23 protein-coding genes and 1 tRNA gene are annotated in these 22,527 nt (G+C 65.4%); 7 read left to right on the top strand and 17 right to left on the bottom strand.

Annotation, left to right across the window (positions count from 1 at the left end; genetic code table 11):
• The 3 genes from HY058_08755 to HY058_08745 form a co-directional block, all read left to right on the top strand.
• Positions 1 to 1,272: hypothetical protein (locus tag HY058_08755; protein MBI3497379.1), on the top strand; the 1,272-nt coding region annotated here is incomplete at its 5' end.
• A gap of 182 nt (positions 1,273 to 1,454) precedes the next feature.
• Positions 1,455 to 1,778: a type II toxin-antitoxin system RelE/ParE family toxin gene (locus tag HY058_08750; GenBank protein ID MBI3497378.1), complete on the top strand. Its 324-nt coding sequence runs from the start codon at positions 1,455 to 1,457 to the stop codon at positions 1,776 to 1,778.
• Positions 1,775 to 2,056 carry a helix-turn-helix transcriptional regulator gene (locus HY058_08745; GenBank protein ID MBI3497377.1) on the top strand — a complete coding sequence of 94 codons (282 nt, stop codon included), beginning with the start codon at positions 1,775 to 1,777 and terminating at the stop codon, positions 2,054 to 2,056. Before HY058_08750 ends, HY058_08745 begins: the two co-directional genes overlap by 4 nt.
• Positions 2,057 to 2,102: 46 nt before the next feature.
• Here the strand turns inward: HY058_08745 and HY058_08740 are convergent.
• A tRNA-Glu gene (locus tag HY058_08740) sits at positions 2,103 to 2,178 on the bottom strand.
• 262 nt (positions 2,179 to 2,440) lie between these two features.
• On the opposite strand from HY058_08740, the gene HY058_08735 reads away from it, so the two are divergent.
• Both HY058_08735 and HY058_08730 read left to right on the top strand, forming a co-directional pair.
• A complete protein-coding gene (locus HY058_08735) occupies positions 2,441 to 3,592 on the top strand; it encodes an enolase (GenBank protein ID MBI3497376.1) in 1,152 nt (383 codons plus the stop codon).
• Positions 3,593 to 3,652: 60 nt separating this feature from the next.
• Entirely contained in the window at positions 3,653 to 4,252 is a 600-nt protein-coding gene (locus HY058_08730) for a DinB family protein (protein MBI3497375.1), read from the top strand.
• On the opposite strand, the gene HY058_08725 is transcribed toward HY058_08730, so the two are convergent.
• The 7 genes from HY058_08725 to HY058_08695 form a co-directional block, all read right to left on the bottom strand.
• Positions 4,162 to 4,395: a hypothetical protein gene (locus tag HY058_08725; protein MBI3497374.1), complete on the bottom strand. Its 234-nt coding sequence runs from the start codon at positions 4,393 to 4,395 to the stop codon at positions 4,162 to 4,164. The genes HY058_08730 and HY058_08725 overlap by 91 nt on opposite strands.
• Before the next feature lie 7 nt (positions 4,396 to 4,402).
• Positions 4,403 to 4,690 (bottom strand): helix-turn-helix domain-containing protein, encoded by a 288-nt coding sequence (locus HY058_08720; GenBank protein ID MBI3497373.1) that lies wholly within the window; start codon positions 4,688 to 4,690, stop codon positions 4,403 to 4,405.
• A 43-nt stretch (positions 4,691 to 4,733) separates the two neighbouring features.
• A complete protein-coding gene (locus tag HY058_08715) occupies positions 4,734 to 5,021 on the bottom strand; it encodes a BrnT family toxin (GenBank protein ID MBI3497372.1) in 288 nt (95 codons plus the stop codon).
• A gap of 70 nt (positions 5,022 to 5,091) precedes the next feature.
• The gene (gene recJ, locus HY058_08710; GenBank protein MBI3497371.1) at positions 5,092 to 6,876 is read right to left on the bottom strand and encodes a single-stranded-DNA-specific exonuclease RecJ; all 1,785 of its coding nucleotides are present in this window, start codon (positions 6,874 to 6,876) and stop codon (positions 5,092 to 5,094) included.
• 1 nt (position 6,877) lies between these two features.
• Positions 6,878 to 7,858: a class II fructose-bisphosphatase gene (gene glpX / locus HY058_08705; GenBank protein MBI3497370.1), complete on the bottom strand. Its 981-nt coding sequence runs from the start codon at positions 7,856 to 7,858 to the stop codon at positions 6,878 to 6,880.
• Between the two features lie 41 nt (positions 7,859 to 7,899).
• Positions 7,900 to 9,192, bottom strand: a complete 1,293-nt coding sequence (locus HY058_08700) for a homoserine dehydrogenase (protein ID MBI3497369.1) — start codon at positions 9,190 to 9,192, stop codon at positions 7,900 to 7,902.
• Positions 9,193 to 9,335: 143 nt separating this feature from the next.
• The gene (locus HY058_08695) at positions 9,336 to 9,959 is read right to left on the bottom strand and encodes an OmpA family protein (GenBank protein MBI3497368.1); all 624 of its coding nucleotides are present in this window, start codon (positions 9,957 to 9,959) and stop codon (positions 9,336 to 9,338) included.
• A 914-nt stretch (positions 9,960 to 10,873) separates the two neighbouring features.
• On the opposite strand from HY058_08695, the gene phaC reads away from it, so the two are divergent.
• Complete coding sequence (phaC, locus tag HY058_08690; protein MBI3497367.1) at positions 10,874 to 12,676, top strand: class I poly(R)-hydroxyalkanoic acid synthase; 1,803 nt, start codon at positions 10,874 to 10,876, stop codon at positions 12,674 to 12,676.
• Between the two features lie 25 nt (positions 12,677 to 12,701).
• Positions 12,702 to 13,487: an inositol monophosphatase gene (locus tag HY058_08685; protein MBI3497366.1), complete on the top strand. Its 786-nt coding sequence runs from the start codon at positions 12,702 to 12,704 to the stop codon at positions 13,485 to 13,487.
• A 6-nt stretch (positions 13,488 to 13,493) separates the two neighbouring features.
• Here the strand turns inward: HY058_08685 and HY058_08680 are convergent, their stop codons facing one another.
• The 9 genes from HY058_08680 to HY058_08640 all read right to left on the bottom strand — a co-directional run bounded on the left by HY058_08680 (position 13,494) and on the right by HY058_08640 (position 22,439).
• Positions 13,494 to 14,045, bottom strand: coding sequence for a gamma carbonic anhydrase family protein (locus HY058_08680; protein MBI3497365.1), 552 nt, complete (start codon positions 14,043 to 14,045; stop codon positions 13,494 to 13,496).
• A 207-nt stretch (positions 14,046 to 14,252) separates the two neighbouring features.
• Positions 14,253 to 15,182: a methionyl-tRNA formyltransferase gene (locus tag HY058_08675; protein MBI3497364.1), complete on the bottom strand. Its 930-nt coding sequence runs from the start codon at positions 15,180 to 15,182 to the stop codon at positions 14,253 to 14,255.
• Between the two features lie 91 nt (positions 15,183 to 15,273).
• The gene (gene frc, locus HY058_08670) at positions 15,274 to 16,719 is read right to left on the bottom strand and encodes a formyl-CoA transferase (protein MBI3497363.1); all 1,446 of its coding nucleotides are present in this window, start codon (positions 16,717 to 16,719) and stop codon (positions 15,274 to 15,276) included.
• Positions 16,720 to 16,797: 78 nt separating this feature from the next.
• Entirely contained in the window at positions 16,798 to 18,546 is a 1,749-nt protein-coding gene (gene oxc / locus HY058_08665) for an oxalyl-CoA decarboxylase (protein ID MBI3497362.1), read from the bottom strand.
• Between the two features lie 62 nt (positions 18,547 to 18,608).
• Positions 18,609 to 19,298 (bottom strand): GntR family transcriptional regulator, encoded by a 690-nt coding sequence (locus HY058_08660; protein MBI3497361.1) that lies wholly within the window; start codon positions 19,296 to 19,298, stop codon positions 18,609 to 18,611.
• A 355-nt stretch (positions 19,299 to 19,653) separates the two neighbouring features.
• Positions 19,654 to 20,925 carry an oxalate/formate MFS antiporter gene (gene oxlT, locus HY058_08655; protein MBI3497360.1) on the bottom strand — a complete coding sequence of 424 codons (1,272 nt, stop codon included), beginning with the start codon at positions 20,923 to 20,925 and terminating at the stop codon, positions 19,654 to 19,656.
• A gap of 226 nt (positions 20,926 to 21,151) precedes the next feature.
• Complete coding sequence (gene rpsI, locus HY058_08650) at positions 21,152 to 21,625, bottom strand: 30S ribosomal protein S9 (protein ID MBI3497359.1); 474 nt, start codon at positions 21,623 to 21,625, stop codon at positions 21,152 to 21,154.
• A gap of 1 nt (position 21,626) precedes the next feature.
• Positions 21,627 to 22,103, bottom strand: coding sequence for a 50S ribosomal protein L13 (gene rplM / locus HY058_08645; GenBank protein MBI3497358.1), 477 nt, complete (start codon positions 22,101 to 22,103; stop codon positions 21,627 to 21,629).
• A gap of 183 nt (positions 22,104 to 22,286) precedes the next feature.
• Entirely contained in the window at positions 22,287 to 22,439 is a 153-nt protein-coding gene (locus tag HY058_08640; protein MBI3497357.1) for a hypothetical protein, read from the bottom strand.
• Positions 22,440 to 22,527: the final 88 nt, after the last annotated feature.

Below are 22,527 nucleotides of genomic sequence, written 5' to 3'. Positions count from 1 at the left end.
AATGGCGAGCCGATCAATGCGGACGCCGTCGTCTTCACCTTCGACCGGGCGAAGAAATTGTTCGCCGCCGGCAAGGGCGATCTCAATTTCGCGCTCGGCGCGCTGCGCTACGAGCGCATGGAGAAGGTCGACGATCTGACGACGCGCATCATCATGAGCCAGCCGGATCCGATCGTCACCTCCCACTTCGTCAATCCCGAAGTGTCGATCCTGCCGCCGAAATACTATTCGGAGACCCCGCCGGAGAAGACCGCCTTCGCGCCGGTCGGAGCGGGCGGTTATGTATTCGTGTCTTACAAGGCGGGCCAGGGCCTGGTGCTGAAGGCCTTCGACAAATACCGGCTTGGCAAGCCGCCAGTCGAGGATGTCATTGTCAGGGCGGTTCCGGAGGTCGCCGCGCGCATCGCCGAAGTCAAGGCCGGATCAGCCGACCTCATGGTCGGCGTGCCGGCGGACCTCAAGCAGAATCTCGAGCGCACGCCCGGGATGAAGGTGATCGTCGCGCCGAGCTACCGGCGGCTCTTCATCAATATCAAACAAGGCCGCCACCCCGCCCTGGCCGATATGCGCGTGCGCCAGGCCATGAACCATGCCGTCAACTGCGAGGAGATCGCGGCCTCCCTGCTCGGCAGCATGGCCAAATGCAACATCGACCTGATCAATTCGCCCTACAACAATCCCGCCCTCAAGCCCTACGTCTACGATCCCGCCAAAGCGAAGAAGCTGCTCGATGACGCCGGATGGGTGGCGGGCAAGGACGGTGTTCGCGCCAAGGACGGCATCCGCCTGTCGCTCGATTTCGACACGACCAACGGCTCCTATCTCATGGACAAGGAGATCGCCCAGGTCATGGCCGACGCGTGGAAGGCGGTCGGCATCGAGATCAAGGATTTCCGCGTCATCGACAATGCCATCAGCGTGCAGATGCGCGCCAAGCAGGGCGCCGGCTTCCGCGATCTCATGAATAGCTCGTCGGGCCCGGATTACACCTGCCAGGGGGATTTGCTGCTCGTCGAGAAAAATTCCGGCTCGAACCGCATGAGCTGGGTGGACGACAAGTTCACCGCCATGTTCAAGGCTTTCAGTGAGGAATTCGACCAGAGCAAATGGCCGGCCATGTGCGCGGAAGCCGAGGCCTATGTCGCCGGGCAAGCGCCGGTGGTCTGGATGTTCACCGAGCCGACGCTCTACGGCGTCTCGGACCGCCTCACTTACGCGCCGCGGCCGGATGGCCGAATGTATTTTAACCTAACCCTCAAGGGCGTGAAGTGACGCCCAAGCCGCCGGAAGCGCTGGCGCGCCACGGTCGATGAAGATGGGCATTATTCTTTCGCTGTCGCGCTATGAATCGGCGCGATCGGACGCCCGGGCGCGGCAAGGAGCGCGACGAAACCGCTGAACCCACTACGCTTCGCCTCCCTTTCGCCTATCTTAAAATTGAGATATAAGTGGGCGTGCCTTGGCGAGTTGAAATCCTGAACGACACCGTTGCCGCTGAAATCGCCGCCCTTCCGGCTGACATGCAGGCGCGGTTCCTTCGGCTCGCCGAGCGTATTGGCCAAGCAGGGCTGGAAAGCCTGAGCGAGCCGCATGTGAAACACTTGGAAGGGAAGCTGTGGGAATTGCGGCTGACGGGCCGCGATGGAATAGCCCGCGCGCTCTATGTCACGGCCATCGGCCGACGGGTTGTCGTAGTTCGGGCATTCGTGAAGAAGACACAGAAGACGCCGCGCGCCGAGATCGACCTTGCGCTGCGGCGAGCAAAGGAGATCACATGACAATCCCATTCGAGAAGCTCAAGGCTCGCCTGCTGGCCAACCCCAAGGTCAAGGCCGAGTATGACGCGCTCGCTCCGGAGTTCGAGATTTCTGCCGAATTGCTCAAGGCTCGTTTGCGGGCGGGCCTCTCGCAGGCTGAACTGGCTGCCCGGATGGGGACCAGCCAGTCCACCATTGCCAGACTGGAGAGCGGCCAGACGCTGCCGAGCACCAAGACGCTGTTGCGTTACGCCCAGGCGACCGGCAACAAGTTCCACGTGCGGCTGTCGGCTGCTTGATGCGGTATTCGCAAACGGCAGGCAACGATATCGTACAATCGCACAGTGGCGTCCCCAAGGGGATTCGAACCCCTGTTACCAACGTGAAAGGCTGGTGTCCTAGGCCTCTAGACGATGGGGACGTCATGGGCCGGAGCGTCTTTTGGCGCCGGCTCGAATGCGAGCGGTGACTTAGCCTCTCAGAGAGAGAAAGGCAAGCGCAGCCCTGGCGCGCCGGCTCAGGCGATCCGGACGGCCCTGCCGGTCTCCCCGGCCCGCAACAACGTCTCGATCAGCCGATGCGCCGCGCATGCGCGCTGTCCCTTGGCCCGGCTTGACCGAGGGAAGGTCAACCCCGAACATGCCGGCCGCCATGAATGGAATGCGAAGCGGGGATACGCGCCGATGAAGATCGTCGATGTCAAGGTTCGGGTTTTCTTCCACACCTCACGCCAGGTGAAGGACAGCGACGGCCACAGCCATCCGGGCGAGCCGCACCGGGTGCGCCAAGCCTTGCTCACGATCATTGCCGACGATGGCAGCGAGGGGCATTGCTTGAGCCCGGTGGAAGTGGTGCGCCCGTCTCTCATCGACGGCTTCGTCAAGACCGTGCTCATCGGCCAGCATCCCTTCGACCGGGAGAAGCTTTGGCAAGGTCTTGCCCATTGGCAGCGCGGCAGCACCAGCCAATTGACAGACCGCACCTTGGCCATCGTCGAACTGGCGCTCTGGGATCTGGCCGGCCGTACGCTGGGCCAGCCGGTCTACAAGCTGATCGGCGCCTACCGCGACAAGGTGCCGGCCTATGGCAGCACCATGTGCGGGGACGAGATGAAGGGCGGTCTCGCCACCCCGGAGGATTACGCGCGCTATGCCGACTGGCTGGTCAACCGCGGCTACAAGGCGATCAAGCTTCACACCTGGATGAAGCCGGTCTCCTGGGCGCCCGATCCCAAAATGGACGTGAAGGCCTGTGCCGCCGTCAGGGAAGCCGTCGGCCCCGACGTGCCCCTGATGCTCGATGCCTATCACGGCTACAGCCGCAACGACGCCCTCTGGCTCGGCCGCGAGATCCAGCGCTTGGGTTATTACTGGTACGAGGAGCCGATGAACGAGTTCTCCATCAGCTCCTATGCTTGGCTCGCTCAGAATTTGGAGATCGCCGTCATCGGCCCGGAGACCGCCGACGGCAAGTTCCACACGCGGGCCGAGTGGATCAAGGCCGGGGCCTGCGACATCGCCCGCACCGGCGTGCACGATGTCGGCGGCATCGGCCCCAGCCTCAAGATCATCCACCTCGCCGAGTCCTTCGGCATGGATTGCGAGGTGCATGGCGGCGGCTCGGGAAACTTGACGCTCTGCGCCGTGCAGAAGAACGGCCGCTGGTATGAGCGCGGGCTGCTCCACCCGTTCATCGACTACGACGAGATCCCGGAGTACCTCAACAGCCGCGACGACGCCATGGACGCCGAGGGCTACATCCACCTTTCGCAAAAGCCGGGCCTCGGCGACGACATCAACTTCGACTACATCAACGCCAATTTGGTGAAGGGGTAGTGTTCACACCGATCGTTGGTCGGCCGAAGACTGTTGGTTGACCCTGGAGTTCCGCTGGCAATGAACGCTGAGACGATCGCCGGGCTTGCGACGATGCCAGAGGCCTTCGAGGGGGTGTTCCGGCAGATCCCGGCGGAGCTCCTGGATTGGAAGCCGGAATCCTGGGATGGAATGCCCGGAGAGACCTTTTCGGCGCTGGAGCAGGCGTGCCATCTGCGCGACATCGAGGTGGATGGCTATCACCTGCGCTTCCGTCGGATGGTTGGCGAGGACAAGCCATCGCCGGTCTCGATCGACAGCTATGCGCTGGCCCGCGAGCGCTTCTATGGCGGGCAGGATCCGGCCGAGGCGATGGCTGCATTCCGACGGGCACGGCTATGGACGGTCGCGATGCTGGGCGGGTTGTCGAAGAGCGATTGGCGTCGTCTAGGAGACTTCGCCGAGTACGGATCGGTCACCACGGCCGGCCTCTTGCACCTGCTCCTGAGCCACGATCAGCAGCACCTCGCCTGCATGCAGTGGCTGGCGGCAATTCAAGTTGAGTGCGACGAACCTACGGCTTGCAGCCGTTATCTTCGGTCGCGATCCCGTAGAATGAGGTTGGAGGACTCACCGGAGATCCGCCCGCGTGTGGCCTCGCGGAGCGCTGCAGCACGTTGACGAAAACCCGCGCGACCGGCACTTAGCACTTCTTCCAAGATGGCTCGGTGCTCGGCTTCGGCGCTCCGGCCATGGCCAGCGGCGCGACGATCCAAAGCGTCAACCACATCTTGCGGCACGTCGCGGACGAGAAGCTGAGGCATAGGCCGGCTATTCGACCGCTTCAGCCAGCAAGCGTCGCATCAGTTCCGGGTCGCGCTCGATCGCCAACAGCAACGCCCGGGCCGGCGCGTCGGGTATGCTTCGCTGTTGCTCCCAATCGCGGAGGGTATTGATCGGCAGATGGAACGCATCGGCGAATGCCGCCTGGGTCATGCCGAGACGCTGCCGCAGGCGCTTGACGCGCGAGACGCGGCGCATCTGCGCCAACTGTTCCGGCGTGAGCGGCTGGGCGTCGGGATCGGCCAAAGCCGCCGCCTCGACCTCGGCGTCGGTCATGGCCTTGAGCCGCGCCCAATCGGTGCGGCCCCGCGGTGCGGCCTCACCAGGTTTCACGGTCACGCGCGTAATACCGGTCTTGCTCATGTCGTGTGGCCTTCCGGGCCGAGATGATTCTGCGCACGCCGTCGTCGCGCGATGTAGTGACCACGAGTAGGACGGCGCCCTTGGCGCTTCCGATGACCTGAAGCCGTTCTTCGCCGTAAACCAGCCGCGTATCAATCTCCTCGAGCCGGTTCGGGTCTTCGAGGGCCGCAATGGCGTCGACGAAATCCACACCATGCTTGCGGAGGTTAAGGGCGGCCTTGGCTCCGTCCCACTCATATTGCACTTTGAGATACTACCGGATACCGGTAGCTCCAGCAATGGCATGGCTCACCGTCGAGGGGCTGCGAGCCCCCCTACCCCGCCACCGCCGCATCGTCGATGAGGAGCTGCACCTCGCGGCGGCCTTGCCATTCATCCAGGCGCAGGTGACCGGCGAGGTGCAAGGCAGCACCCCTCGACTTGAGCAAGGCCGGGCCGAGGTCGCTGCCGAGGCTGCGGAACGCGATCGCCTTCAAGCGGCCGCCATCCGCTCCGCCCAGGATGCAGCGCACATGGTTCTCGCCGACGACGTCGGCGCGCATGATGCGGGCGGATGCCACGGCGAAGCGCGGCTCGGCGTTGCCGACGCCGAAAGGACCGACGCGCTGCACCAGCTCAACCAGCTCCGGCGTGGCCGCACTCGGCGCCAAGGCACCGTCGAGGGACAGGGCCGGCTTCGGATCGAGCGCATTGCAGGCTTCCGCCAGACGCTCGCCGAGGAAGGTCTGCAAGGCCGCGATCTTGTCGCCCGCGACCGTGAACCCCGCCGCCATGGCATGGCCGCCGCCATTCACCAGGAGCCCGGCCTGGCGTGCGGCGATGATTGCCGGCCCCATGGCCACACCGGCGACCGAGCGCCCCGATCCCTTGCCGACGCCCTCGGCCAAGGCGACGACGATGGCCGGGCGGTTGTAGCGCTCCTTCAGGCGTCCCGCGACGATGCCGATGACACCGGCATGCCAGCCCTCGCCGGCGGCGAAGATGAGGCCGCTCTCGGCCATGGGCGAGGCATCCACCATCTGGATCGCCGCTTCCTGCACCCTGGCCTCGATCGCCTTGCGCTCGGCGTTGAAGCGCTCGAGCTCGGCCGCGAGCTCGGCCGCCTCCAGGGGATCGTCGTTGGCGAGCAACCGCGTGCCATAGTCGGCGCGACCGACCCTGCCGCCGGCATTCACTCTCGGACCGAAGACGAAGCCCAGATGATAGGCATCGGGCACGCGCTGGATGCGGGCCACGGCGGCGAGCGCCACCAAGCCGACATTGCCGCGCTTGGCCAGCACCTTCAGGCCCTGGGCCACCAGCACGCGATTCAAGCCTACCAACGGCACCACGTCGCAGACGGTGCCGAGGGCGACGAGGTCGAGCCATTGCATGAGGTCGGGTTCGGCGCGCGTCTTGAACCAGCCGGCGGCGCGCAGCGCGCGATTGAGGCCGATCGCCAACAGGAAGGCCAAGCCCACGGCGGCCAGCGTGCCATGGGGACTGGTCTCATCCAGCCGGTTCGGATTGATGACGGCGATGGCGTCCGGCAATGTCGGCTCGGCCACGTGGTGGTCGACGACGATCACCTCGAGCCCGGCTGCACGCGCCGCCGCCAGCGGCTCGAAGGCGGTGATGCCGCAATCGACGGTGATCACCACCGCCGCCCCGTCTTCCTTGAGCTTAAGCAGCGCCTTGGTATTTGGGCCATAGCCCTCGATCATCCGGTCGGGGATGTAGGCCCTGGCCTTGGCGCCGACGGCGGCGAGAAAGCGGCAGAGGAGTGCGGCTGCGGTGGCGCCATCCACGTCATAATCGCCGAAGACGACGATCGCCTCGCCCAATTCGACGGCGCGCCGGAGCCTGAGGACGGCCGTATCCATATCCTTCAAATGGCTCGGATCGGGCAATTCCGCGCGCAAGGTCGGGTTGAGGAAGCGTTCGGCGCCGTCGATTTCGACGCCGCGCGCGGCCAAGAGACGGCCGATCAGCTCCGGCACGCCAAGGCGCTGCGCCAGCGCCAGCCCGTCGCGCTCGGAGCCGCCGCGCGGCGTCCAGCGGCGGCCGGTGAGCGAGCGCTCGACCCCGAGGAAGCTGGCCGTCCCGCCCCCGTCGACCACATCATCCCTCGTCGATGCCGGGCTTCCGCCGGAAATCGTGCTGGGCTTCGATGTAGCGCACCGTCCCGGTCTTGGAGCGCATGATCAAGGAGTGGGTGCGGGCGCCGACATGGGTGCGCAGCACGCCCTTCAGCATGGTGCCGTTGGTAACACCGGTGGCGGCGAACATCACATCGCCCTTGGCCAGCTCCAACAGCCCGTATTTGCGGTTGAGGTCCTTGATGCCGAGACGGTGGGCACGGCCGCGCTCGTCATCGTTGCGGAACAGGAGCCGTCCCTGCATTTGGCCGCCGATGCAGCGGAGAGCGGCCGCGGCCAGCACGCCTTCGGGCGCCCCGCCGGATCCGAGATAGATGTCGACGCCGCTGCCGGGCTCGGCCGTGGCGATGACGCCGGACACGTCGCCGTCCGATATCAGCATGATGCGGGCGCCGGCCTCGCGCACCTTGGCGATGAGATCGGCATGGCGCGGCCGGTCGAGAATGCAGGCGACGAGATCGGAGACGTCCACCTTCTTGGCTTTTGCCAGACTTTTGAGGTTGCCGGCCGGGGTCTCATCCAGATCGACGACGCCGTCCTTGAAGCCGCCGCCGACGGCGATCTTGTCCATGTAGACGTCGGGCGCGTTGAGGAAGCCGCCCTCCGCCGCCATCGCCACCACGGCCAAGGCGTTGGGCCCGCCCTTGGCGGTGATGGTGGTGCCCTCCAAGGGATCGAGGGCGATATCGGTCTTGGGCCCGCCGCGGCCGACCTTCTCGCCGATAAAGAGCATCGGCGCCTCGTCGCGCTCGCCCTCGCCGATGACCACAGTGCCGTCGATGGCAAGACCGTTGAGCGCCCGGCGCATGGCGTCCACCGCCGCCTGATCGGCCGCCTTCTCATTGCCGCGGCCCATCAGCTTGGAGGCCGCGAGTGCCGCTGCCTCCGTCACCCGCACCGCCTCCAGCGCCAAGTTGCGGTCCATCACGGGCTCATTGGCCATGGCTTTCCTCTCTTTGGTCTTCATTGTCGTCGCCATCCCGCTTAGAGGGCCTCGATGCGGATCATGCGCGGCGGCTCCACCACGGTGCCGAGGGCGGCAATCCGTTTGAGGCAGCGCCGCATCGCCGCCTCTTCCGTCTCGTGGGTGGTCAGCACCACCGGCACTGGCTCGTCGGGCGCGCGCGCGCGCTGGATCACCGCCTCCATCGACACGCGTTCGTCGCGCAAGGCAGCCGCCACCTCGGCAATCACGCCGGGCTGGTCGACCACCATCAGGCGCACATAATAGGGACCGACATGGCGCTCCATGGGGGCGGTTCTGGCCGGGGCGAGCATGCTCGCCGGCATGCCGAAGGTCGGCACCGAGCGCCCGCGGGCGATGTCGATGAGGTCGGCGACGACGGCCGATGCCGTTGGCCCGGCGCCGGCGCCACGGCCCTCATGCATGGTCGGTCCGACGAAAGGTCCTTCGGCGTGGACGGCGTTGAAAACCCCCTCGACATGCGCGATCGGCGCTTCGAGCGAGACCATGCAAGGATGCACGCGCTGCTCGATGCCGTGCGCGGTCGCCCGGGCGATGCCCAACAGCTTGATCCGATAGCCGAGCTCGGTTGCGTACTCGATGTCGAGCGCGCTCACGTGCCGGATGCCCTCGACATGCACATGGGCGAAGTCTACCTCGCAGCCGAAGGCAAGACTGGTGAGAATTGCGAGCTTGTGCGCGGTATCGACCCCGTCGATGTCGAAGCTGGGATCGGCTTCGGCATAGCCCAGGCGCTGGGCTTCGGCGAGCACGTCGTCGAAGGCGCGGCCGGTCTGGCGCATGGTGGAGAGGATGTAGTTGCAGGTGCCGTTGAGGATGCCGTAGACCCGCGTCAGCCCATTGGCTGCCAGCCCCTCGCGCAGATCCTTGACGATGGGGATGCCGCCGGCGACCGCGGCCTCGAAGGCAAGCGCCACGCCGGCCGCCTCGGCGCTGCGGGCGAGCGCAGTGCCGTGGAGGGCCAGCATGGCTTTGTTGGCGGTCACTACGTGACGGCGCCGCTGGATTGCCCGCTCGACCACCGCCTTCGCCACTCCGTCGGCGCCGCCGATGAGTTCGACGACGATGTCGGCATCCGCCTCTCCCGCCATCGCCACGGGATCGTCGAACCATTCAGCACCGGAGAGATCGACCCCGCGGTCGCGACGACGATCGCGCGCGGAGACCGCGGCGATGACCGGCTCGCGGCCGGCGCGACGGGCGATGCGGGCACCTTCGGCGGCGATCAGCTGCAGCACGCCGGTGCCGACGGTGCCGAGACCGGCAATGGCGATCTTGAGTGGCCGCGTCATCGGGCCCCGCTCGGTTGGCGATCGGTGTCGGCTGCAATCATGACGTGGAGAAGGTCCGTTGGTCGAGGGGCTGGCTGAACGCGACTCTTAACTGCGCGACAGCCAAAAAATTGAGCGTAAAGAACGGCTAAAGTGCCAAAACCTCACTCGATGATGAAGATCTCGACGCGCCGGTTCTGAGCCTCCGCCTGGGGCGATCCGGCGACCACCAGCGGCTCGGCCGCACCGACGCCGGTCGCGGTGATCCGCTCCGGCGCCACCCCCTGGCGCAGCAGCTCGCTGGCCACCGCTCCCGCCCGGTCGAGGGACAGCCTGAGCTCCTGCTCCCGCCCGGCCTCGACATTCTCCCGGCCGGCATGGCCGATGAGGCGGATCAGGCCGTTGCCGAGGCGGCTCCAGGCAACAACCCGTTGGATCTCCTGCCGGTCCGCGGCCGAGAGCCGGGTCGAGCCGGATGCGAATTGAACGATCGCCACGGGATCGCCGCTTCCTGCCGTGAGGCTGCCGGCGGCGACGGCGGCTGCCAGCGCGGGCGGCGGGGAGGTGAAACGGGGCAGCGGCGCAGCCCCGGGAGGCAATCCGCGGGCGACATGGGTGAGCGCCCCCCTGGGTGGCGTCAGCGTCGGCGGCACCGGCGGTTCAGCCTGCGCCGGCGGCGGGGCGGCGCCGGCCGATCTGGCGAGCTGGTTGCGATAAACCTGATCCAGGGTCGAGGGCGCTCCCGCGCCCAGGGCGGGCGGCGCCGAGGTCTGGGTTGCGGCCGGCACCGTGAAGGTTCGTCCCGGCACGGACGCCGGCGGCGGCGGGGCGACCGGCTGAGCGACGGGTCCCGAAGGCGGCGGCGGCAGTGCCGCCGGTGGGGGGGCTGGGGCGCGCGCGGGTGGGCTCGAAGCCACGCTCCCCTGCGCCGGGGGCGGGGGCGCCGGGGGCGAGGCGGTCACCGGAGCCGGTTCCGTCACAGGCGGAGGCGGAGGCGGCGCCTTCGCCGTGCTCGTCGCCGGCATCGCCTGGGGGGCGCTATCGGCGGAAGGCGGCGGCGCCGCAGGGCTGTCGGTGGTCGCTGGGGCCGTGGTCGCAGGGGTCGAGGCCGTCGCCTGTAAAGGACGGTATGCCGCGGCCGGTCGGGTCGAAGACTGGGGGGACGGCGCCGGGCCCGCCTGGGCGGGGCGCGGCTGCAACGGCTCGTCGGTGTAGCGGGCATTGTCCCGGTCGGAGATCAACCCCTTCTGCATACTCTGGCGTTCAGCCGCCGTGCTCTGCCGGGTCGGGCGCTCGGGCACGGAGCCCAGATTCGGATAGGGTCCTTTTTCGGCGTCGGCGAGCGGCGTGTCGCTCGGCTTCTCGGTGGTCTTCGGGCCGCTTTCGAACCACCGCCCGGGGTGAACGACGTCGGAAACCGTCGAACACGCGGCCAATAAGGCCACGCCAACGAGACCGAGCGCCCGCAATCCGACCGCCGTTCTTCGCAGCTGCGCAATGGCGGCGTCGATCCTCCCGCGCCGCACAAGGAGCCTGCCCCCGTTTGTTATGTGCAAATTAACCCTGCTTCGTGTATGAAATTTGCTCGCAACTGCCAGCCGTTTTAACCGGTTGGCGAGTTCGGGTCCACCCGGCGCTTCTTCCTATCGTCGGGGTGCGGCTCTTGGTTCTCAGCCCGCGCCACGATGGAAAGCTCGCTCCAATGGCCGACACTCAAGGTCCGTCCATGAAGCTCCCGGATCCCGTCGAGTTCGCCAAGACGATGGCGCAGATCGCCGAGAAGAGCCAGCGCATCGTCACGGAATTCTTGGCCCGCCAGGCATCGACCGGCGGCGCCAGCGCCAATGCCGACCCCCTCAACATCGGCGCCGCCTTCTTCGAGCTGACGGCCCGGATGATGACCGACCCGGCGCGCATGGTGCAAGCCCAGCTGACCCTTTGGCACGACTACATGTCGCTCTGGCAGAACGCCACCATGCGCTTTTTCGGCGAGCCGACCGAGCCGGTGATCACCCCGCCGCAGGGAGACCGCCGGTTCAAGGACGCCGCCTGGCAGGAAAGCTTCGTCTTCGATTTCATCAAGCAGTCCTACCTCTTGAGCGCCCGTTGGTTGCAGTCGACGGTGCAGGAAACCGAGGGCATGGACGCGAAGACGGCGAAGAAGGTCGACTTCTATACAAGGCAGTTCGTCGACGCCATGGCGCCCTCGAACTTCCTGGTGACCAATCCCGAAGTGCTGCGCACCACGATCGAGTCGGGCGGCGAGAATCTGGTGAAGGGTCTCGACAACGTGCTGAAGGATCTGGAGCGGGGCAAGGGCAAGCTCGCCATCAAGATGACCGACATGGAGGCGTTCAAGGTGGGCGAGAACATCGCCACCACGCCTGGCCAGGTGGTCTACCAGAACGACCTGCTCCAGCTAATCCAGTACACCCCCACCACCGAAAAGGTGATGAAGCGGCCGCTGCTCATCATCCCGCCCTGGATCAACAAGTTCTACATCCTCGATCTGCGGGAGAAGAACTCCTTCATCCGCTGGGCGGTCAGCCAGGGGATCACCATTTTCGTCGTCTCCTGGGTCAATCCGGACTCCAAGCTCGCCGACAAGAGCTTCGAGGACTACATGCTGGAAGGGCCGCTGGCGGCGCTGGATGCGATCGAGGCGGCCACCGGCGAGCGCGAGGTCAATGTCATCGGCTACTGCCTCGGCGGCACGCTCCTGGCCAGCACGCTCTCCTACATGGTGTCGAAGAAGGACACCCGCTTCAAGAGTGCCACCTATTTCACCACCATGGTGGATTTCGCCGAAGCGGGCGAGCTCTCGGTATTCATCGACGAGGAGCAGCTGACCGCGCTCGAAGAGAAGATGAGCAAGACGGGCTATCTCGAAGGCTCGTCGATGGCGACCACCTTCAACATGCTCAGGGCGAACGATCTCATTTGGTCCTTCGTGGTCAACAACTACCTCCTCGGCAAGGACCCCTTCCCCTTCGACCTGCTCTACTGGAACTCCGATTCGACCCGCATGCCCGCGGCCATGCACTCCTTCTATCTGCGCAAGATGTACCAGGAGAACCAGCTGGTGGTGCCGGGCGGCATCACCCTCAGCGGCGTGCCCATCGATCTCGGCAAGGTCAAGACGCCGACCATGATCATCTCCACCCGCGAAGACCACATCGCGCCCTGGAAATCCACCTACGCCGGCACGCAGATCTACAAGGGTCCGGTCAAGTTCGTGCTGAGCGGCTCCGGCCATATCGCCGGCGTGGTCAATCCGCCGGTGCCGGAGAAATACGGCTACTGGACCAACGACAAGAACCCGCCGACGCCCGATGCCTGGCTCGAAGGGGCGACCCAGCATCCGGGCTCCTGGTGGCCGGAATGGGCGAAGTGGCTCTCCGAGCATTCCGGCGGCACGGTGAAGGCGCGGGCGCCCGGCGACGGCAAGCTGAAGGCGATCGAGCCGGCGCCCGGCTCCTATGTGCGGGTGAAGGCCACGGTCTGAACCGTCTCTTGCGGTTGTTCCGCCGATGACACCGACCGAACGCGCCCGCCGCTTCCACGCCGCCAGCGGCCTTGCGCGCGAGGCCGGGCTCTTGGCGCTCAGCCTGCAGGGCGATCTTGCCAAGCTCGGCGTTCGCCTGAAGGGTCTCCAGGACTATCTGACCGAGGCCGACGGCGCGGTCGAGCGGCTGATCGTCGAACGCCTGGGCGGAAGCTTCCCGGGCGATGCCTTTCTCGGCGAGGAGGGCGGCGGCACGGTCGGACGCAACACCTGGGTCATCGATCCCATCGACGGCACCGCCAACTACGCCCGTCGGCTGGTACCCTTCTCGGTCTCGATCGCGCTGGTGGCCGAGGGCGAGATCGAGGTGGGCGTCATCTACAATCCGGCGACGGACGAGCTGTTCCAGGCCGAGCGCGGCAACGGTGCTACCTGCAACGGCCGCCCTATGCGGGTGAGCCAGACGAGCCTGCCCGGCCGCGCCATGATCGAGATGGGCTGGTCCCCGCGCCTGCCGATGGCGGGCTACCTCAAGGCGCTGGAGCGCATCGTCGCCGGCGGCGCCATGATGGGCCGGTCCGGCGCCGGCGCGCTCAGCCTCGCCCATGTCGCCGACGGCAGGCTCGATGGTGCCGCCGAATTGCACATCAATTCCTGGGACGTGCTGGCGGGCATCTTGATGGTGCGCGAGGCCGGCGGCTGGACCAACGATTTCCTCGCCGGCGAAGGTCTGACGCGGGGCAACCCGATCATGGCGGCGGCACCGGGGATCAAGGACTTCCTGGTGGGGATCTTGAGCGACTTGATTTGAGGCGCGCTACTGCGCCGCCTGCGCCCTCAGCCGCGCCTCCTGCTCCTTGCGGAACTGACGTGCAAATTCGACGTAGTGCGCCGCAGCCTCTGTCAGCTTCTCGCTTTCATCGGCTCTGAGCGGCCGCAGCAACTTCGCCGGGTTCCCCGCCCAGAGCTCGCCCTTCCGCACGTGCTTGCCCGGCGTGACGAGCGCCCCCGCGGCGACCATGGCGCCGGTTTCGACCACCGCTCCGTCCATGACGCAGGCCTTCATGCCGACGAAGCAACGGTCTTCGAGGGTGCAGGCATGAATCACGGCCGCGTGCCCGATCAGGATGTCGGCGCCGATAACGGTATCGATCGGGGCACGGTCGATGTGGATGATGGTGCCGTCCTGCACATTGGTGCGGGCGCCGATGCGGATCTTGGCGTAGTCGCCGCGGGCGACCACGCCGAACCACAGGCTCGCCTCGGATCCCACCTCGACGTCGCCGATCACGGCGGCGGTTTCGGCGATATAGGCATCCGCCGCGATCCTGGGCGAGATGCCCATGAAGGGCAGAATGAGACCGCTCATGGACCCGATCCTACAATGTGGCCATCCCCATCCATGCCAACGCGGCGCAGGAGGAAGGCGCTGAGGGCGACAGAGATCTCGATCTAGTACCTGATCGCGCGATTTCGTGAGTCGACCACGACTCACGAAATTGCGCGTGAATCAGGTACTTGCCTAAAGCGATTTGTACCGACTTTCTACGAAAGCCGGTACTAGATGGCGGAGAGGCTAGGTGAGCCTCGCTCCGGTCACGAGCTTGGCCGATGCCGCCCATTCGCCGGCGCCGATCTTCTTGCCGTCGGCGGGCTGCACGCGCATGACCTTGAAGCGGCCGTCGGCGCAGACCACGGTGACCCCGTCTGCCTCGACCGCGACGATCTCGCCCATCTTGCCCGCGATGCCCTTCGGGTCCTTCGCCGGCAGCGGCTTCGCCTCGAAGATCCGCACCACCTTGCCGTCGAGCGTCGACCACGCGCCGGGTGCCGGACTGCACCCTCGAATGAGGCGGTCGATCTGCTCCCAGGGTTTGCCCCAGTCGATGTGGGCGTTGTCCGCCCCGCAACGGCCCTCATATGTGGCTTTCGACTCGTCTTGCTTGACGCGCGGCGCCTTGCCGGCCTTCACCAGATCGATCGACTCCATCAGCGCCTCGACGCCCATCGGGAACAGCCGATCGAAATAGACGGTGCCCAGCGTGTCGGTCGGACCGATCGGTGTTTTCTTCTGGAGGAGCACGTCGCCGGTATCGAGCCCGTTGTCGGGCCAGAAGATCGACAGGCCGGTTTCCTTCTCGCCCTTGATGATCGGCCAATTGATCGCGGAAGCCCCGCGATAGGCCGGCAGCAGCGAGGGGTGATACTGGATCGAGCCGTGGGTCGGGATGTTGAGGAACTCCTCCGGCACGAACAGCGTGACGAAGGCCATCACCTGCAGGTCGGGCTTGAGCGCCTTGAACTCTTCCCACACCTCCGGCTTGCGGTATGAGGCGGGCTGATAGACCGGGAGCTTCGCCGCAATGGCCGCTTCCTTGAGCGGATCGGCCTTCGCGCCCTCTTTCTCCGGGGCGACGTAGGCGGCAATGACGGTCTCGCCGCGCTTGATGAGCGCCTCCAGCACGGCCTTGCCGAAGGCCTGCTGGCCGTGAACCACGATACGCATCGATGCTCCTCCCACCCGAATGGTCTCTTCGCCTCGTCCCGCTTGCCGAGCGGGGACGCCGCCCCCTCTCGCAGCCGGCAGGGGAGGAAAACTACGCCGCTGCGGCCTTCGGCTTCTCCGGAGCGGTGATCGCGCCCGAAGTCTTGATCTCAGCCAGCTCCTTGGCGGAATAGCCAAGCACCTTGGTCAAGATTTCCTCGGTGTGCTCGCCCAGCAGCGGCGAACGCTTCACCTCCGAGATCGAGTCCGACAGCTTGATCGGATTGCCGACCGTCAGATACTTGCCGCGCGTGGGGTGATCGACCTCAACCACCGTGCCGGTCTTGCGCAGCGACTCTTCCTCGGCGATCTCTTTCATCGAGAGAATGGGCCCGACCGGGATATCCACGGCGTTGCACAGCTCCATGACCTCGAACTTGGTCTTGGTCATGGTCCATTCTTCGATGGTATTGAAAATGTACCTTAGCCGCGGCAGCCGCGCCGGCGGGGTGGCGAAATTAGGATCGGCATTCCACTCCGGCTTGCCAATGAGATCGCAGATCTCCCCCCACACCGGCGCCTGGGTGATGAAGTAGATGTAGGCGTCGGGATCGCTCTCCCAGCCCTTGCACTTCAGGATCCAGCCGGGCTGGCCCCCGCCGGAGTCGTTGCCGGCGCGCGGTACCGACTCGCCGAATGCCACGCCCTCGCCGTATTGGCTGTACTCGTCGAGCGGGCCATGCTTGAGGCGTTGCTGGTCGCGCAGCTTCACGCGGCAGAGGTTGAGCACGCCGTCCTGCATGGCGCAGAGCACGCGCTGGCCGCGGCCGGTGCGGTTGCGCTGATAGAGTGCGGCAACGATACCGAGCGCCAGATGCAGACCCGTGCCCGAGTCGCCGATCTGCGAGCCGGTCACAAGCGGCGGACCGTCGCGGAAGCCGGTGGTGGACGCCGAGCCGCCGGCGCACTGGGCCACGTTCTCGTAGACCTTGCATTCCTCGTAGGGGCCGGGACCGAAGCCCTTCACCGATGCGACGATCATGCGCGGGTTGAGCTTGTGGATGTGCTCCCAGGTCAAGCCCATGCGATCGAGCGCGCCGGGGGCGAAATTCTCCACCAGCACGTCGCATTCCCTGATCAAGCGGTCGAGGATCTCCCTGCCCTTGGGATGCTTGCTGTCGATCGTGATCGACCGCTTGTTGGAGTTGAGCATGGTGAAGTAGAGAGAGTCGGCGCCCTTCACGTCGCGAAGCTGCCCGCGCGTGATGTCGCCCACACCCGGACGCTCGATCTTGATGCAGTCCGCGCCGAGCCAGGCGAGGAGCTGGGTGCAGGTCGGGCCGGACTGGACGTGGGTGAAGTCGAGTATCCGCACGCCGTCGAGCGCCTTGCCGGCCTGGCCGAAGGCCTTCGTCGTCGGCTTCGGCGGGGCGTTGCCGTTGGTCTTCGGTTTGGCCGCGGCTCTTGCCTTGGCTTTCACGGCCGGCTTGCGGGAGTGCTTCACGGCTTTACGCGTGGCTGCCTTGGTCTTGCCGCGGGCGGACTTCTTCTTGGCCATCTCTTAATCCTCCGAACTCGATCAATTTGGATTCCGGTTCAGCGCACCGTGTCGGGCCGCGCCACGCCCGGATAAGGGTTATTTCTTCTTGAGCGCACTTTGCGGATTGAGGTTGCCGATGCGGCCGCTCTCGCTGCCGGCGGCCGGATCGATCACCGCGTTGATGAGGGTCGGCCTGCCGGAGTCCATCGCCTCGTTGACGGCGCGCTTCAGCTCGTCCGGCGTCGTCGCATTGACGCCGACGCCGCCGAACGCCTCGATCATCTTGTCGTAGCGGGCACCCTTGACGAACACGGTCGTCGCGGGATCGGAGCCGGTCGAATTGACGTCGGTGCCGCGATAGATGCCGCTGTTGTTGAAGATGACGACGCAGACCGGGAGGTCGTAGCGGCAGATCGTTTCCACCTCCATGCCCGAGAAGCCAAAGGCGCTGTCGCCTTCGACCGCCAGCACCGGCTTGCCGGTCTCGACGGCCGCGGCGATGGCGGAGCCCATGCCGATGCCCATGACGCCCCAGGTGCCGACGTCCAGACGCTTGCGCGGCTTGTACATATCGATGACGCCGCGCGCGAGATCGAGCGTGTTCGCGCCTTCGTTGACCAGGATGGCGTCCGGCCGCTCCTTGATGATGGTCCGCAGCACGCCGAGCGCGCCGTGATAGTCCATCGGCGAGTTATTGTTCATCAGGCGCGGCGCCATCTTGGCGACGTTCTCTTCGCGCTTCGCCTTGACGGCGCTGATCCAGTCGGCCGGTGCGGCCGGCCAAATGCCGCCGATCCCCTCGAGGAGCGCCGCGACGCAGGAGCCGATATCGCCGACCACAGGGGCGGCGATCTCGACGTTGCTGTCCATCTCCTTGGGCTCGATGTCGATCTGGATGAACTTCTTCGGCGCATCACCCCAGGTCTTGCCCTTGCCGTGCGACAACAGCCAGTTGAGGCGAGCACCGATCAGCATCACGACGTCGGCGCCTTTCAGCACCGTCGACCGCGCGGCCCCCGCGCATTGCGGATGCGTGTCGGGCAGCAGGCCCTTGGCCATGCTCATGGGGAGGAACGGAACGCCCATCTTCTCGACGAACGTGCGGATGGCAGCGTCGGCCTGCGCGTAGGCAGCACCCTTGCCGAGGATGATCAGGGGACGCTTGGCGCTCTTCAGCACGTCGAGGGCGCGCTTGACCGCGGCGGGTGCGGGAATCTGGGCCGGTGCCGCGTCGATGACCTTGACGAGCGATTTCTTGCCGGCCTCGGCATTCATGACCTGTCCGAACAGCTTGGCCGGCAGGTCGAGGTAGACGCCGCCCGGACGACCCGACACGGCGGCGCGAATCGCGCGCGCGAGGCCAATGCCGATGTCGGCGGCATGCAGCACGCGGAACGCCGCCTTGCACAGCGGCTTGGCGATGGCGAGCTGATCCATCTCCTCGTAGTCGCCCTGCTGCAGATCGACGACCTCGCGCTCGGACGAGCCCGATATGAGGATCATCGGGAAGCAGTTGGTCGTGGCGTGGGCGAGCGCTGTCAGGCCGTTGAGGAAGCCGGGTGCCGACACGGTGAGGCAGACGCCGGGCTTCTTGGTCAGGAAGCCGGCGATCGCAGCCGCGTAGCCGGCGTTCTGTTCGTGGCGGAACGAGAGCACGCGAATGCCCGACGCCTGCGCCATGCGGCCGAAATCCGTGATCGGGATGCCCGGCACGCCGTAGATGGTGTTGAGGCCGTTCAGCTTGAGCGCGTCGATGAGGAGGTGAAAGCCATCCGTCAGGTCCTGCGTGGCCTCTGCCGTCGCGGCGCCTCCTTTTTCTTTTTCCTTTGCGGTTCCTACGGCCATGGTCGTTTCTCCTCAAAGTCTGATTCCGCGGCGGTTCATGCGGCCGCGGTGGATTGATTGGCTCAATCCAGGTAATCGACGTGCTTTTCCACGTGCGTGGCAAGGTCGAGGCTATGCCGGCGCACCAGTTGCTCCGCGCGCTCCGTCTGGCGCTTCTCCAGTGCTTCGATGATGTTCATATGATCGATGATCGAGCGCGTCACTCGGTCGTCTTCCGAAATCGTCCGCCGTCGGATCGAGCGCATGTGCACGAACAGGTTCTCCATCGTGTCGATCAGAACCTTGTTCTTGCTGAGGTTAACGATGGCCTGATGGAAGCGGATATTGGCCTCGGAGTACTCGTCGATGTGGAGGCGCGGCTCTTGGTCCTCGAAATTGGTGAACAGCCGGCGCAGACTTGCGATCTCCTCGTCCGTCGCGTGCAGGGTGATCAAACGCGCCGCCATGCTCTCGAGCGCGGCCCACACGTGGATGATATCGAGGATCTCGGGCTTGGTCTTACGGACGATGAACATGCCGCGGCGCGGCACTGAGCGGATGAAACCTTCCTGCTCCAGCCGATTCAGCGCTTCGCGGATCGGCGTGCGGCTGATCCCGAGGCTGTGCGAGAGTTGGCGCTCGTCCAACCGGATCTCGTCGCGGGTCGCATAGATATCCACGCTCGTGATCGCGCGCTTGAGCGCCGCATAAGCGCGGTCGCCAAAGCTGGGTTCGGCCTCGATCGGATCGATGGCCAATCTCACCGCAGCCATGGTGGTTATGCCTTCCTCCGGGCGGGCCACGCGCGACCAGGTTTGTTATTAGGGCCCGCAGTAGGTATTTTGTATACCAGATACGAGTGGCCACACAAGCTCGGCCAGACGGCGGGACAAACGAGTGGTGGCGCAGTGCCGCCCATGACGGTCACCCTGCTTGTTCGCGGTCATGCCGCGGCGCCGGGTGCCCCACCGGCGTGATCGGCGACGAGCGCGGCGGCCCCTAAATTCGCAACTGGCCTAAGACGACGATCTATATTCGGGGCGGCGGCATCTCTTGACCGCAGCTCGGCGAACCGCCGATGCAAGAGGCGGGATCATCGCGTGCAGAGGGCCCCGCCACCGTGGCCGGTCATCCTTTCGCCATCGCCCGTTGCCGCATCGGCTTCAGCACGACCAGAGCCATGATCGCGGCGACGATATTGAGGATCGCGGCGATGATGAACACCGCCGTCCAGCTTCCGGTCGCCGTGGTCAGCACATTCCCCAGCGGCACCAGGAGCGCCGCCGTCCCCTTCGCTGTATAGAGCATCCCGTAATTGGTGGTGGCATAGGTGCGGCCATAGAGGTCGGTGCAGGTCGCCGGGAACAAGGAATAGATCTCGCCCCAAGCAAAGAACACCAGCCCCGACAGAAGCACGAAAGCCAACGGATCGGCTGCGAACTGTATGAGCGCGTAGATGCCGATGCCTTCGATCAGGAAGGCGATGAACATCGTGTTCTCACGCCCAATATGGTCGGACACCCAGCCGAAGAACGGCCGGCAGATGCCGTTCAATATGCGATCGATCGAAAGAGCAAACTGCAAGGCCGGCAGCGTCAGGCCGAGGATCGCCACGGGAATGGCGTCGACCTTGAAATCCCTGGCCATCGGCGCGAGCTGAGCGATCGCCATCAGTCCGCCGGTTCCGACCATGACGAACATCACATACATGACCCAGAACGGCACCGTCTTCAGCACCTCTGCCGGTCCGTAATCCCGCCTTGTCTGCTGCACCGCCGGCGCCGTCGGCGCTGGGACTTCGCCCCGCTCGGGCGCGCGCATGAGCAGCGCCACGACAACGACGATGAGGCCCTGGCCGATACCGAACCACCAGAATGCCGCTTCGTAGCCGCTCGATCCGATCATGTTCGCAATCGGCACGACCGTCAGCGCCGAACCCGCACCGAAGCCGGCCGCGGTTAGACCAGCGGCGAGACCGCGGCGGTCCGGGAACCATTTCAGCGCGTTGCCCACCGAAGCGCCGTAGACGACGCCCGCACCGACGCCACCGATGGCCGCGCCGAGATAGAGCAGAGTCAGCGAGTCGGCATAGGCGTTGATCATCCACGCGATCGCGACCAGGACACCGGAACCGGAGACCATCACCTTCGGACCGAACCGATCGATGAGGTAGCCCTCGAGCGGCACCAGCCAGGTTTCTGTGACGACGAAGATGGTGAAGGCGACTTGGATCGCGGCCCGACCCCAGTGGTACTTCTGATCGATCGGAGTGACGAAGAGTGTCCAGCCATATTGCAGATTCGCGATCATCACCATGCAGGTGATGCCGATAATCAGCTGACCCCACCGCGTCGTATCGGACGCAAGCGCGCGAACCTGTGCCTGAGGCGCGACCGTCATGAACTCCCTCCCACGAAACGTCTTTTAGTTCTTAGGTGACCCCTCGCAGAATAAAAGAACGTTCATGCAAATGTCCACGCGCCGCTCCCGCTTACGAAGACATTCGTAAGACGCGGCAACTGGCGGCTGCGGCCGCAACAATTTTGTGAAAATGATCCGAAAATCGAAAAGGGGTTGGCCAATTGACCAACCCCTTGGTAATACGGACAAATATGAAGATGTATGGTTAGCGCTTGGAGAACTGGAAGCTGCGGCGGGCTTTGGCCTTGCCGTATTTCTTGCGCTCGACCACGCGGCTGTCGCGGGTGAGAAAGCCGCCGCGCTTCAAAACCGCCCGGAGCGACGGTTCGTACAGGCTGAGTGCCCGGCTGATGCCGTGGCGGACGGCGCCGGCTTGGCCCGAGAGACCGCCGCCGACGACGGTGCACCAAACGTCGAACTGGTTCTTGCGGTTGGCCGACTCGAAGGGCTGGCTCAGCAGCATGCGCAGAACCGGCCGGGCGAAATACACCTCGCTCTCGCGGCCATTGACGGTGAAACGGCCGATGCCGGGCTTGATCCAGACCCGCGCCACGGCGTTCTTGCGCCGGCCGGTGGAGTAGGCACGGCCCTGGGCGTCGATCTTCGGCTGCGTCTCCTGAGCGGCAACGACCGCCTCCTCGGCCTTGAGGCTCCTGAGCGCTTCCTTCAGCTCCGCCATCTCAGATGCTCCTCTTGTTCTTCGGATTCATGCCCGCCACGTCGAGCACCTCCGGCTTCTGCGCCTCGTGCGGATGCTCCGGCCCGGCATAGACCTTGAGATTGCCCATCTGCTTGCGACCCAAAGGTCCCCGGGTGATCATCCGCTCCACCGCCTTGATGACGACGCGCTCGGGGAACCGTCCGCCCAGCCGCTGCGCCATGGTGCGCTCCTTGACGCCGCCGGGATGGCCGGTGTGCCAATGGAATACCTTGTCGGCGAGCTTCTTGCCGGTGAGCTTCACCTTCTCGGCATTGATGACGATGATGTTGTCGCCGCAATCGACATGCGGGGTGAAGGTGGGCAGATGCTTGCCGCGCAGCCGGCTGGCGAGCACGGAAGCCAGACGGCCCAGCACGACGCCCTCGGCGTCGACCAACACCCACTTCTTTTGGACCTCGGCCGGCTTGGCGGAGTAGGTCTTCATTGTGGTCCTCATGGGGAATACGCTCGAGGGGAAAAGCCGGCGCGGCCGCCCCTCTTCGAAGGGCCGGGATAATGGCAGATGAACGGCGGATGTCAACCAGAAAGGCCGGTAATTCCGGGGTTTTCTAGTACGGTATTATGATACCGGAGATCGGCGACCGGTCCGCGCTTCGACCTCCCCCACGCCCGCGCCGCGTCAATATCCCGGCGGCTTCACCCCGCTCGCGCCGACAGCGTTGGTGATCCCGCCCGCCGTTGGACCGGCCTTGGTCTTGTCCTTGACCACCGCCCCTTCCAACGCATCCATGATCACACGATGAGTTTCGATGATTGCGGAGGCCTGTTTCATTGTGTCATCCGCCAGGGTCTCGCGTTGCTTCTTCAGCGCTGTAAGCTGCTCATTTAGATCTTTGTAATTGTTCTGCGCCTGATCGTAC

The sequence above is a fragment of the Pseudomonadota bacterium genome, from assembly GCA_016195085.1.
Classification (GTDB): domain Bacteria; phylum Pseudomonadota; class Alphaproteobacteria; order SHVZ01; family SHVZ01; genus JACQAG01.
This window is presented reverse-complemented; position numbering and strand designations above follow the sequence as displayed.